The sequence below is a fragment of the Synechococcus sp. R55.8 genome (genome assembly GCF_047461895.1).
In the GTDB taxonomy this organism is placed as follows: domain Bacteria; phylum Cyanobacteriota; class Cyanobacteriia; order Thermostichales; family Thermostichaceae; genus Thermostichus.
The window spans coordinates 28,516-39,972 of sequence record NZ_JANSIB010000006.1; the positions used below are offsets into that span (position 1 = coordinate 28,516).

Sequence of the window (11,457 nt, forward strand, 5' to 3'; positions counted from 1 at the left end):
CTAGAGCTTCATCTCTAGGATGCAGGATGAGCCCGATTCTGGCTGCCCTATCTAAGGACTCCGTCCCGCTGGCACCCTGCTCCAGAAGGGCTTGGCTGGTTCTATCACCAAACCCCTGTGAGAAGAGGCAAGACGGATCAACCTACCAAACCCAGAAAGCGGCGAGCCCTACAGATTTGAGGAGCATGGGCAAGGTCGGATTCGAACCGACACGGTTTCCCGCCGCATTTTGAGTGCGGTGCGTCTACCAGTTTCGCCACTCGCCCGACTTGGAACCATTATCCTACTGAACTGGCGAAACCTCGTCAACCAATCCCCCGAACTCTATCGGCGGCGGTCTTTCTCCAGTTGCTGGGCCTTTTGCCGAAGCTGGCGGGTTTGCTCCATCACCTCCTCCAGATCCTCGTGGGATAGCCGCTCGACGTAGTTAATTTTGATCTCTTCCAGCAAGTCTTGCAGGAGAGAGCGAATTTCTTCCGAAGCATGCTCCTGGGTGAGTTCCCGTGCCAAGACCTCACCAAACCGCTGCATCAGTTGCGCTGCCAGCTTGGAGCCGACGGGATCCTCGAAACTGCCCGTCAGGGTTTTGTAGGTGGTGGTGGTCAGCTCGTTGGCCAGGCGCTCCGTCAGTTGGCCAGGCAGGGATCCCAGGCCGGGAAGCTGTTCTAGAGTTTGCATGGCAGGCAACTGCTTGAGCAGGCCATCCAGGTTGTAGCGGAGCAGTTGTTGCAATTCCGGTTGCACCTGGGGCAAAACGCGGTAGAGAACAATGCGAAAAACCAGGTTGGCAATCGCCTCCAGCTCGTTGGTGTTGTTGATATCAATGTAGTCGCGCTGGGTACGCGCTGCCGGCAGCAGGGGCAGGGATCCCCGCTGAATGGATACCTGGATTTGGTTGATCACCCGCACGACAATGACTTCCGTCAGATCCTCGGCGAAGTTGGTAACAAAGCCCTGGCTCACCTGGGCGCGTACCCGCTCCAGATCCAGCAACTGCGCTTGTCCCAGCCGGATGGTGACGGGGATCACCCGCAGCCAGCGCCAAAAGGGCAGCAGCAGCAGCACATCGTACCAACGCCAGAGCATGGCATCCAGCCAATTGACTCCGGTGTAGCGACGGCTGATGGCCACCGTGCGCAGCAAAAATTCCAGCCCAAACAGAAGCACGAAGGGAAAATCCAGCACCGGGAAAAAGTCAACGGGGTTACCGCTCTCGCCAATGGGGCGGAAATAGTTGGTCTCAAAGAGGGGGCGCAGCCGGGTCTGGAAAAATTCAATTCCATCTGCGGGATCGGCGCCGGCCAAGTACTCAGCAGTCCAAAAGCGGGCAAAGGCGGCTCTGGCAGAGTCGGCTTCTGGGATGTGCTCCCGCATCAAATTGAGGATACGCACAAACTGGCCAGTTTTGTTGGCGCCCTGAAAGGGATTGGTCTCAATCATCTCGTCGCTGAGCTCCCGCAAGCGGGCCAGGATCGGTGCTGCCGCTTCCGACTCCACGCCAAACCGCAGGGTAACCTGGCGCAGCTCATCCACCAAGGCCAAGTAGCGCTGGGTTTCGGGGTTGGGCTCGATACCTTTGATGGGATCGTATAGGTCGGTCACCGGGGAACGGCTGGTTTCTTCGGAGAGAATCGGCAGCGGAATGGGAGGACCAAAGGCGCCAAAAATTTGCACCCGACCCTGGAGCCAAAAATCTCGCCCAGGCACATAGCTCATGTCGAAGAGCACCAAGCACAGGTTGCTCAGGGCCAGCAGGGCCATCCCCTTCTCGTAGAGGAGCAGCCAGCGACTTCGCCCCCTGAGGACAGAGCGTCTGAGAATCCGTTGAGCAGCGTTCAAAGGACTCCGTCCCGGCCTTGGGTCAACCAGTTGGTTTGAGTCAGCCTTAGTCTACCACCCCTGGGGTGAGCCACCCTTGGCTTGAGCAAGCTGTAGTGCAACCTGGCCAAAATGCCGCCAAATGGCCTCTGCCTGTGGCCCCACCTGGCGCAGAATCCAACCCTTACAGATGGGATCCGGAGACTTGACCAGCCAGTATGGGGACTCCGTTCCGCTGATGTGAACGGTCAGCCAAGTGGGTTCCGGCCAATCCCCCAGCAAATACAAGGATCCCCAACAGAGATGGGATCCCAGCACTGACGCGGCGGAGACCTGCCGATGGGGAAAGTGCAGGTCTATGTGTTCCTGCAGCCAGAGTTTTCTCCCCTCGGGGGAGGATGGGATCCCAGCAGTGACCCAAACTTGCAAGCAGTTGGCAAGATGTTCAAACTGCCAGCGTTCGTCCATGGCCAGCCGTCCGGCAGTCCAGATCTCGGCATAGGCCAGGCGGGCTGTGGGATCCAGCTCAATTTGCACCTGCTGGCGAAAGTCTGCCCCTGCCCCCGGAATGGTCGGGTGAGGGATCCAGATCAACTGGCTGGTGGGGGCCAGCTTGACCTTGACCTGTTGCCGAATCAAGCCGGGATGTAGCCGCATTGCCCCTTGGGTGCGAATTTCCAGCGCCGAGCCTGGCCCCAGCCCGATCTCGATCCGGTGGCGATCCCCACCCAGCAGGCCGCCGTTGGGGTTGCGCAGGTAGTACACAGGTGGCTCCCCAGGGGATCCCAGCCATTGCAAGGGAGCCTGAGAATACTCCCAAATGTGGGTATGGTCGCCTCGGCGGGTTGCCTTCAAGATGGCCTTACCGAAGTTCACAGGCGGCTCACCGAGGGGGGGTCGGCCTTGATGGGGCGAAACAGCACCTCCCGCTCCAGCCAACTGAGAACCTGCTCCAGCCCCTCACCCGTGCGCAGGTTGGTAAAGACAAAGGGCCTATCTCCCCGCATGCGACGGGCATCCCGTTCCATCACCCCCAAGTCTGCTCCCACATAGGGAGCCAGATCGATCTTGTTGATCACCAGCAGGTCGGAGCGGGTGATCCCCGGCCCGCCTTTGCGCGGGATCTTGTCCCCTTCGGCCACGTCGATGACGTAAATGCAGGCGTCCACCAGCTCCGGGCTGAAGGTAGCTGCCAAGTTGTCCCCCCCCGATTCCACCAAGATGAGATCCAGGGGGCAAAAGCGGCGCTCCAGCTCCTGAATGGCGTCTAGGTTGAGGGAGGCATCTTCCCGAATGGCGGTGTGGGGGCAGCCGCCGGTCTCTACGCCAATGATCCGCTCTGCCTCCAGGGCCTTGGCCCGCACCAAAAACTCGGCATCCTCGCGGGTATAGATATCGTTGGTCACCACCGCCAAAGACAGGTGGTCCCGCAGCGCCAAGCAGAGCTTTTCCACCAAAGCGGTTTTTCCAGATCCCACCGGGCCGCCAATGCCAACCCGTACCGGCTGGGAAGTTTGCGCAACTTTGCCCGACATCGGATACCTGCTCCTCTTTTTGGGCATTCTAGAACCAGATGCTTGCAAGGGATCCGAGTATGGTTCGGCTTTTGGTGGCAACTGCTGTGGTGCTGGTGGGATTTTTGCTGGTTAACCGCCTCTATCGCAACCCGCTGAGTTCGGAGCCGAGACCAGAGCAAGCCAGCCCAGAAGCTGCCCAGCAAGGGATCCCTCAAGGTGGGCCGCTGCAGATTTACCAATCTCGGGAACAGATCCAGCAAACCCTCAACCAAGGGGCTACCGCCACCCAGCAGCAGGTGGAAGCCGTTGAGCAATCCTTGGGCAATCCTTGACCCTTGACAAGTAAGAAGGGAGGCAGGTGCCTGGTTTCAGGCGGAGAAGGGATCCCTCCCCCAGACTGTGAAGCGCCCCTCAGGCTTGGGCGGATCCCCCAGACGCGCTAAAGTCGAGAATGCTGCAATTTTACAGACTGTCCATGCGGATCCCTCCTGTTACCCCAGAGAAAGCCGATAAGCAACTGCAAAAGGTTTACGAAAGCCTGGAGAAAACCTACGGCACCGCCCTCAACCCCCTGCAGGTGATGGCCCACAAGCCCCAACTGATGCGAGCCGTGATGAACCTCTACGGGGCGCTGCACACCCAAAACCCCAACTTGCCTGAAGAGCTGAAGGAGCTGGTCAGCATCCGCATTGCCCAAATCAACGGCTGCCGCCACTACTGCCTGCCCTACCATACCCTGCAGGCGCAGAAGCACGGAGCTACCCCGGCCAAAATTGCGGCGGTGGCCCAGGCCCGCACCAGCACCCTCTACACCGAAGCGGAGAAGCTGGCCATCGAGTACGCTGAGCGGATGACCGTGCCCAGCATGGTGGTGACCGACAGCTTCTTTGCCCAGCTAAAAGCCATTTGGTCAGATGAAGATCTGGTGGAGCTATCGGCTTGGATTGGCTTTATGAACTTCTGGACTAAGGTGATTGCCGCCCTAGATGTGCCTTTGGATCCCGTCTTTGCCGAGCAGCTTCACGTCTCATGAACAACCGGCAAACTCCCCTCTCTCAGGGGGGTAAGGGATCCCGACCCAAACCCTCCACTAGGCCCAGTCGTCTCGCGTGCTAAAGCTGCGGTCGTACACCTGGCCGCGGGCATGGATCTGGCGGGTCTGGGCGAACAGCTCTTCTTCGCTCATGCCCCACTGTTCCAGGATCTGATCCAAATCCCGCTGCAGATCCCAGGCACCGGGGAAACCGTGGTAACGGATGCGCAAACGGGCGACTTCCGCCAGCACCCACTCGGAGAGGGGCCTCTCCTGGGCCTGCACCATCAGCTCATCGAGCACAGCCCGGTCGGTGGCATACTGCGGATGTTGCTGCTCTCTCCGGGATGGGCCATTCGAGGGTGAACGGGATACAGCCATCGGCCTCCCTCCTTTTTTCTCACTCTAGCTGAGTTCCCCTGGAGACTTTCAATATCGAGGATTGGGATCCCTGATGGCATGGGATCCCGAGAAGGCAGAAGAAAACCGCTATACTGCAAATGTTGCAGACTATAAACATTCTTCAGTTGCGGAGGCGGCGGCTATGCCCATGCCCATGATCGAGACCCGTACCGACCGGATGTTGCTCAACTTTGGGCCGCACCATCCCTCCATGCATGGGGTTTTGCGTTTGCTGGTCACCCTAGATGGCGAAAACATCGTCGATTGCGAACCGGTGATCGGCTACTTGCACCGCGGCATGGAAAAAATCGCCGAAAACCGCACGGTGGTGCAATACCTGCCCTACGTCTCCCGTTGGGACTACGGGGCCGGCATGTTCAACGAGGCCATCACCGTCAATGCCGTTGAGAAACTGGCCGGGATCAGCGTGCCCAGACGGGCCAGCTACCTGCGGGTGATCATGCTGGAGCTGACCCGCATCACCAACCACCTGCTTTGGTTTGGTCCCTTCTTGGCGGATTTGGGCGCCCAAACCCCCTTCCTCTACGCCATGCGGGAGCGGGAGTGGATCCTAGACTTGTTTGAAGCCGTCACCGGCATGCGCCTGATCAACAACAACTATTTCCGGGTAGGCGGCGTAGCAGTGGATTTGCCCTACGGCTGGACGGAAAAATGCCTAGACTTTTGTGAGTATTTCCTGCCCAAAGTGGATGAGTACGAACGGCTGGTGACCGACAACCCCATCTTCCGCCGACGGCTGGAAGGGGTGGGAGCCATCTCCAAGCAAGACGCCATCAACTGGGGTCTGTCGGGTCCCATGTTGCGGGCCTGCGGCGTCAACTGGGATCTGCGCAAAGTGGATCACTACGAGTGCTACGACGACTTCGACTGGGAGGTGGCCGTTTACCCCGAAGGGGATTGCCTGGCCCGCTATCGGGTGCGCATGAAAGAGATGCGCGAGTCCTGCAAGATCGTGCAGCAAGCCGTCAAGGCTTTGCCAGGAGGCCCCTTTGAAAACCTGGAAGCCAAGCGGATGCTGGAGGGGCCGAAGTCGGAGTGGAACAAAGGGGACTACCAGTTCATCAGCAAAAAGCCTTCCGCCAATTTCAAGATCCCCAAAGGGGAAGCCTACGTGCGGGTGGAGAGCGCTAAGGGGGAGCTGGGTATTTACATTGTTGGTGACGACAACGTCTGCCCGTGGCGCTGGAAGATCCGTCCCCCCGGCTTTGTCAATTTGCAGGTACTGCCTCAGTTGATTTGCGGCATGAAGGTAGCCGACATGATCGCCATCCTCGGCAGCATTGACATCATCATGGGCGAGGTGGATCGCTAGGAATCGCTAAGATACTTACGGAAAGCGAGGACAAAGGCGATGGCCTGGGCGATCTTGGTTCTGCCGCTGTTGATTGTGTCTGTCATTGCTGCGGTTATCGGCCCCAAGCAATGGGCTAAGTACCAAGAGGAAAGGCGCCGCCGCGCGGAAGAGCTATCTGATGCTCGCCTTCAGGCCATCATCCAGCAGGAGCTACGCCGCCGCAACCGTCCCCCCCAATCGGATCCCAACGGGAAAACTTAGCTACAGGGATCCCAAACCCTACCCAACCCGCCATCTCTAGGGAGCTACTCACCCCCATGACAAACGCTGGTATCGACCTACAACTTGGCTTCGAGACTGCCCTACAGAACCTAGGCTTGGGAGCAGGTGCAGCCCATGCCCTCTGGATGCCCCTGCCGATGTTGCTGCTGATCATCGCCGCCACCTTGGGGGTGATGGTCATGACTTGGCTGGAGCGCAAGATCTCGGCAGCAGCCCAACAGCGGATTGGCCCCAACATGGCTGGCCCTCAGGGGGTGCTGATCCCGATTGCCGACGGCATCAAGCTGCTGACCAAAGAAGATGTTCTGCCCATCTTGGCCGACCCAGTCTTGTTTACGCTGGGGCCGATATTGGTTTTCCTGCCCGTCTTTTTGTGCTACCTGGTGGTTCCCTTTGGCCAGAACCTATTGATCTCCAACATTGCCATTGGCGTGTTCTTCCTGATCGCCACCTCCAGCGTGCAACCCATCGGTTTGTTGATGTCGGGCTACGGTTCCAATAACAAGTACTCCTTGCTGGGTGGGCTACGCGCGGCAGCTCAATCGATCAGCTACGAACTGCCGCTGGCCCTGTCAGTGTTGGCCGTGGTGCTGATGAGCAACGGTCTGGACACGGTGGGGATCGTGGAACAGCAGAGTGGCCTGGGCATTCTGAGCTGGAACGTCTGGCGGCAGCCCATTGGCTTTGTCATTTTCCTGATCTCGGCTCTGGCGGAAACGGAGCGGATCCCGTTCGACTTGCCGGAAGCAGAAGAAGAGCTGGTAGCCGGTTACCAAACGGAGTACTCCGGCATGAAGTTTGCCCTCTTTTATCTGGGATCCTACGCCAACTTGCTGCTGGCTTCTCTGATTGCGGCAGTGCTGTACTTGGGGGGTTGGTCGTTTGTGGTGCCGGTGGAAACGATTGCTGCACTTGCCGGGATTCCTTTGGATAACCCTTTCTTGCAGATCGGCGCGGCGGCCTTAGGCATTGTCATGACGATGGTCAAAGCTTTTATCTTCATCTTCTTGGCCATCCTGCTGCGCTGGACCTTGCCGCGGGTGCGCATTGACCAACTGCTGGACTTGGGGTGGAAGTTTTTGCTGCCCGTATCCTTTGTTAACTTGCTGCTGACGGCAGCCCTAAAGCTCGCCTTCCCCACCTTTTTTGGGGGTTGAATGAGAAGTAAAGAGGCCAGAGAGGGAGAACATAGACCATGACTTTTCTAAAGCGTGTCAAAGAATATGTGGGCGATGCCTTCCGAGCCGCCAAGTACATCGGCCAAGGGATGGGGGTTGTCTTCGACCACATGGGCCGGCGCCCGGTAACCGTGCAATACCCCTTCGAAAAGCTGATCCCCTCTGAGCGCTTTCGGGGACGCATCCACTTCGAGTTCGACAAGTGCATTGCCTGCGAGATCTGTGTTCGAGTTTGCCCAATTGACCTGCCGGTGGTGGATTGGGCCTACAACCCAGAGCTGAAGAAAAAGGAGCTTTACAGCTACAGCATTGATTTCGGGGTGTGCATTTTCTGCGCCAATTGTGTGGAGTTTTGCCCCACCAACTGCCTCTCGGTAACCGAGGATTATGAGCTGGCCGCTTACGACCGCCATGACCTCAACTACCATCAGGTGGCGATGGGCCGTCTGCCCTCTAAGGTTACCGAAGACCCGATGGTGACCCCCTTGCGAGAATTTGCCTATCTGCCCAAAGGGGTAATCGATCCCCACGACTTGCCTGCTGGATCCCAGCGGGCTGGCAAACGACCGGAGGAGATTCTGGCGGAAATGAGAGCGGCCAAAGCTGCTAAGGAAGCCGAAGCGAAAGCAGCCAAGGCTGCTGCGGAATAGCGTGACATACTCCCGCACTCATGCTGACGCAAAGCGCTCCGCGCCGCTGTCCGCCACCCCTAGCCCCTTTCCCAGGGGATGTGACTGTTTGAACTTGTGGGACTGCCTTCCAGCATCGCCCGCTGCCGCAAGGTGATGGCCAGAAAAAGCGTCGAGGCCGCGAAGTTGGAGCTGTCCTTAGTGGGAAGGAGATGCCTGGGGCGCAGAAATAAGGTCTTCTGAACCCTGCGATCTGCAATCAAAGATCTGAGTATGAGTATAGGTGTGGTGTCCTAGTCTGAACCAAAATGGCCATACGTGGGCAGGGCAGATGGCTGCCAGCCTTGGCTAACTTCAGGGGAAGGAAAACGTAAACCTACCCGCCAAGCCAGGGGATGTGGCCAAGCCGCTAAAAGTCTGCGCGACGTTTCCGCTCTTGCGAACCGTTACGGTAAAGGGAATGGGAGCAGTTGATTGGGAGCAGCGCCGGAACAATCTCACCTCGATGAAGTATGGCCCTGAGGGCGGGGTGGAAGCCCAAAAGACATTCTCCACAGCATTTTGGGTTACGGCAACACAGTCGGCATTGGCATCCACATCCAGCCGTCCTCCAGAAGGGACAATTCGGTTGTTAAAAAACACGGTCTGCTGCGTGGGATCCGTAACATACAGGTCAAGGTCATCGATGGTGTTCCAACTCAAGGTGACTTGAATGGGGCCGGTGCCCAATACTGGGGGTGTCGGGGTAGGAGCTGGCGTTGGTGTTGGCGTTGGCGTCGGTGTTGGCGTGGGCGTTTCCGTCGGCGTCGGTGCAGGAGCTGGGATGGGCGCAGGTTCCCCAGTGACCCTCTGAGCAAAGTTTCCTTGGAAAGTATTGCCAGCCAGGTAGGCTGCGACTACCGCATCTGGGGTGCCGGGGGCCGCCTGAATTGCCACTCCTACGCCCTCGCCCCGAGCTAGGAACGTATTCCCGGAAATGGTGCGGGCCTGGGTTCCCTGCAAAATACGAATGCCGACACTGCCGGCTATCCTGCCCACGCCGATCCGGTTGGATTGAATGGATGGAATTGAGCCTGCCCCATCCAGCTGAATCCCGGTAGTGCCACTCGTACCTGCTTGCCGCGCCTGCAGTACCAAGCCGGCTCCAGCCGTGGGTGGATCCCCTTCGATTTGGTTGTTGCGGAAGATCCCGCCGGAGTTGTCACCATAGCGAACGGCCAAAGCCCCCAAAGCCTGCAGGAGAATTGTGTTGTTTTCAAGGATGGGATTGCTGCCCGGCACAGTGCCTATGCCCACCCCACCCGTTTTACTGACAATCGGCGAGACACGGCTGACCCGGCCATTCCCAGAGATCTGCACACAGGGATCCAAAAATTGCTGGCACAAAATCTCGGCCAATTGGTTCAAGGCTCCCTCTAGAACCGCAGCATTGCCGTTGACCAAGATGTTGGAGCGAGGGTCGTTGAGGGTGACCTTGCGCGGCTGAAAAGTGCCGTTGTTCACCTGCACCCGTCCACCCCCCAGCACCACATCTACCCCCTGCAGGCTGGTTTGGCTGGCTACAATCACGTCAAAGAGCCCGGTCAGGATCTCATAGGCGGTGGAGCTGGTGATGCGAATGCGACCGCCGTTGGTGCCATCGCCGCCATCCAGGGCCAGGTTGCTTTGCAAAGTTTCCCTGCCCGTCCCCAAAATCTCGATCAGCACCTCCAGGCCGGCTGTGGCAGTCTGAAGTCGCTGCGCCTCTGCAACTGCGTCTGCCAGCTTGGTAAAGGGGCCACTGGCCGGATCCACTCTCAGGATGATGGGCCCGCCACCTGGCGGAGGAAGAGGTGGAGAACTGCCGCCGCCACCCCCACAGCCGAGGGCAACCCCCGCCAACAGAGGCAGCAAGGCTGAACAGATCCCCCAACCAGATTTGGATACTCGGCCAAGCATAGGTGGAAAGCCCCTTACAAGCGCCTAGCGGTTAAGGTTGTTACAGCAACAAACAAGAGCAACAAACAACTGCCACGAGGTCAAAGTGCAGGTGGCCAAGTTGCGATCCAATGCCCTCAGCAAAAGCATCCTCTGATGGATCCTCTGTTTAGTCAAGGCTTCGCCAGGGATCCGCAATCAATCGGCAACAAAAATCTCAAAAATCTAGCGCTCTTCAGGTACTTCGAGGGTTCCGGCGAGGATGTCTTGCTTCACCGCTTCCACAGCAGCCACCAAATCCGCTGAGAGCAAGGCTTGGTTGTATTCATCCAGGGCATAGCCCACACCCTCGTTCTCCAGGCCAAAGGTTTGAATGCCGCCGACAAAGTTGCCTTAAAGTTGCCTTCCACCACGCTGCGAATCACTTCATAGGTGGCCATATCCACCCGCTTCAGCATCGAGGTGAGACCGTGGTTGAGGGTGGCAGGGTTGTTATCGGTATCCCCCAGGTAGTTTTGGTTAGCATCCACACCGATAAAGAACAGCGGACGGGTATCTCCGCTGCAGATGCTGGCATAATCGGCGGGTTTGGGCACTTCCGCAAAGGGATCTCGAATGAAACTCACCCCGGCGGGCAGCCCTGTAGGATGCTGTTGGGCCAGAGCAGCCCAAAGAGCAGCGAGGTAACATCATCTCCCGCCGTATCCGTGTCGATCAAAAAGCGTTGCACAGCCATACCCAGGCTAAGCCCAAATCAGGGTGACATCTTAACCTTTGCGGGCAGTCTCAGGGCAGCCGCTGAGCCGGTGTATCTTGAAAAGGGATCCCTGTAGACCAGAGTTGGCGATGTCCTTCTCCATCCGCTCCATTACACCACAACAGATGGCCCAACACCTACAGGATCCCGAGGCCGGCCCTCTGCAATTGATCGATGTGCGGGAACCGGCAGAGCTGGAGCTGGTGAATTTAAATGCCCTGGGCTTTCGCAACTACCCCTTGAGCCAGTACGAGGAATGGAGGGAACGGATCCTCACAGAGCTGGATCCAGATCAGCCAACTTTTGTGCTCTGTCATCATGGCCTCCGCTCTGCTCAGATGAGCCAGTGGCTACAGGCCAACGGGTTCACTCAGGTTCATAACATCAGCGGCGGCATTCACGCTTGGGCTTGTGAGGTGGATCCCTCCCTGCCCACCTATTGAGGTCACGGGCAAACCAGCACCATGTTCCCCATTCTTCATCTGCAGGGGGATCCCCAACAACGAGGCCAACAGTATGGATCCCAGGCGGCCCAACTCATTCGCCACAGCATTGCTAGGTCGTGTTGATCTTATGTTAGGATAGAGAGAATAATTTATAGAGGAAAGA

General features: G+C 58.0%; 13 protein-coding genes and 1 tRNA gene. 7 read left to right on the forward strand and 7 right to left on the reverse strand.

Annotation, left to right across the window (positions count from 1 at the left end; genetic code table 11):
* Positions 1–186: 186 nt before the first annotated feature.
* The 4 genes from NW829_RS01245 to ureG form a co-directional block, all read right to left on the reverse strand.
* Positions 187–266, reverse strand: a tRNA-Leu gene (locus NW829_RS01245).
* Positions 267–324: 58 nt separating this feature from the next.
* Entirely contained in the window at positions 325–1,839 is a 1,515-nt protein-coding gene (locus NW829_RS01250) for a hypothetical protein (RefSeq protein WP_414416264.1), read from the reverse strand.
* A gap of 51 nt (positions 1,840–1,890) precedes the next feature.
* On the reverse strand, positions 1,891–2,694 hold the full coding sequence (locus NW829_RS01255; RefSeq protein ID WP_414352216.1) for an urease accessory protein UreD: 804 nt from the start codon (positions 2,692–2,694) through the stop codon (positions 1,891–1,893).
* Positions 2,691–3,353 (reverse strand): urease accessory protein UreG, encoded by a 663-nt coding sequence (ureG, locus tag NW829_RS01260; RefSeq protein WP_011432513.1) that lies wholly within the window; start codon positions 3,351–3,353, stop codon positions 2,691–2,693. Before ureG ends, NW829_RS01255 begins: the two co-directional genes overlap by 4 nt.
* 59 nt (positions 3,354–3,412) lie before the next feature.
* Between ureG and NW829_RS01265 the strand changes: the two genes are divergently transcribed.
* Both NW829_RS01265 and NW829_RS01270 read left to right on the forward strand, forming a co-directional pair.
* Positions 3,413–3,667, forward strand: a complete 255-nt coding sequence (locus NW829_RS01265; protein ID WP_041436298.1) for a hypothetical protein — start codon at positions 3,413–3,415, stop codon at positions 3,665–3,667.
* 143 nt (positions 3,668–3,810) lie between these two features.
* Entirely contained in the window at positions 3,811–4,368 is a 558-nt protein-coding gene (locus NW829_RS01270; RefSeq protein WP_414406947.1) for a carboxymuconolactone decarboxylase family protein, read from the forward strand.
* 57 nt (positions 4,369–4,425) lie between these two features.
* On the opposite strand, the gene NW829_RS01275 is transcribed toward NW829_RS01270, so the two are convergent.
* The gene (locus tag NW829_RS01275; protein WP_414416265.1) at positions 4,426–4,749 is read right to left on the reverse strand and encodes a DUF3288 family protein; all 324 of its coding nucleotides are present in this window, start codon (positions 4,747–4,749) and stop codon (positions 4,426–4,428) included.
* 169 nt (positions 4,750–4,918) lie between these two features.
* On the opposite strand from NW829_RS01275, the gene NW829_RS01280 reads away from it, so the two are divergent.
* The 4 genes from NW829_RS01280 to ndhI are packed head-to-tail and all read left to right on the forward strand — an operon-like array spanning position 4,919 to position 8,195.
* Complete coding sequence (locus NW829_RS01280; protein WP_414416269.1) at positions 4,919–6,103, forward strand: NAD(P)H-quinone oxidoreductase subunit H; 1,185 nt, start codon at positions 4,919–4,921, stop codon at positions 6,101–6,103.
* A 39-nt stretch (positions 6,104–6,142) separates the two neighbouring features.
* Positions 6,143–6,346 (forward strand): hypothetical protein, encoded by a 204-nt coding sequence (locus tag NW829_RS01285; protein WP_011432507.1) that lies wholly within the window; start codon positions 6,143–6,145, stop codon positions 6,344–6,346.
* A gap of 56 nt (positions 6,347–6,402) precedes the next feature.
* Positions 6,403–7,524 (forward strand): NADH-quinone oxidoreductase subunit NuoH, encoded by a 1,122-nt coding sequence (nuoH, locus tag NW829_RS01290; RefSeq protein WP_414331864.1) that lies wholly within the window; start codon positions 6,403–6,405, stop codon positions 7,522–7,524.
* A gap of 38 nt (positions 7,525–7,562) precedes the next feature.
* Positions 7,563–8,195 (forward strand): NAD(P)H-quinone oxidoreductase subunit I, encoded by a 633-nt coding sequence (ndhI, locus tag NW829_RS01295; RefSeq protein ID WP_414331863.1) that lies wholly within the window; start codon positions 7,563–7,565, stop codon positions 8,193–8,195.
* Positions 8,196–8,528: 333 nt separating this feature from the next.
* On the opposite strand, the gene NW829_RS01300 is transcribed toward ndhI, so the two are convergent.
* Together NW829_RS01300 and NW829_RS01305 are read right to left on the reverse strand one after the other, a co-directional pair.
* Entirely contained in the window at positions 8,529–10,067 is a 1,539-nt protein-coding gene (locus NW829_RS01300) for a right-handed parallel beta-helix repeat-containing protein (protein ID WP_414416266.1), read from the reverse strand.
* A gap of 296 nt (positions 10,068–10,363) precedes the next feature.
* Positions 10,364–10,717 carry a hypothetical protein gene (locus NW829_RS01305; RefSeq protein WP_049749562.1) on the reverse strand — a complete coding sequence of 118 codons (354 nt, stop codon included), beginning with the start codon at positions 10,715–10,717 and terminating at the stop codon, positions 10,364–10,366.
* A gap of 220 nt (positions 10,718–10,937) precedes the next feature.
* On the opposite strand from NW829_RS01305, the gene NW829_RS01310 reads away from it, so the two are divergent.
* Entirely contained in the window at positions 10,938–11,291 is a 354-nt protein-coding gene (locus NW829_RS01310; protein ID WP_414416267.1) for a rhodanese-like domain-containing protein, read from the forward strand.
* Positions 11,292–11,457: the final 166 nt, after the last annotated feature.

Bases quoted from the DNA above. Each gene is read 5' to 3' on its own strand.
- NW829_RS01280 (WP_414416269.1), top strand. From the start codon at position 4,919: ATGCCCATGATCGAGACCCGTACCGACCGGATGTTGCTCAACTTTGGG.
- NW829_RS01270 (WP_414406947.1), top strand. From the start codon at position 3,811: ATGCGGATCCCTCCTGTTACCCCAGAGAAAGCCGATAAGCAACTGCAA.
- NW829_RS01265 (WP_041436298.1), top strand. From the start codon at position 3,413: ATGGTTCGGCTTTTGGTGGCAACTGCTGTGGTGCTGGTGGGATTTTTG.
- NW829_RS01310 (WP_414416267.1), top strand. From the start codon at position 10,938: ATGTCCTTCTCCATCCGCTCCATTACACCACAACAGATGGCCCAACAC.
- NW829_RS01285 (WP_011432507.1), top strand. From the start codon at position 6,143: ATGGCCTGGGCGATCTTGGTTCTGCCGCTGTTGATTGTGTCTGTCATT.
- NW829_RS01275 (WP_414416265.1), bottom strand. From the start codon at position 4,749: ATGGCTGTATCCCGTTCACCCTCGAATGGCCCATCCCGGAGAGAGCAG.
- ureG (WP_011432513.1), bottom strand. From the start codon at position 3,353: ATGTCGGGCAAAGTTGCGCAAACTTCCCAGCCGGTACGGGTTGGCATT.
- ndhI (WP_414331863.1), top strand. From the start codon at position 7,563: ATGACTTTTCTAAAGCGTGTCAAAGAATATGTGGGCGATGCCTTCCGA.
- nuoH (WP_414331864.1), top strand. From the start codon at position 6,403: ATGACAAACGCTGGTATCGACCTACAACTTGGCTTCGAGACTGCCCTA.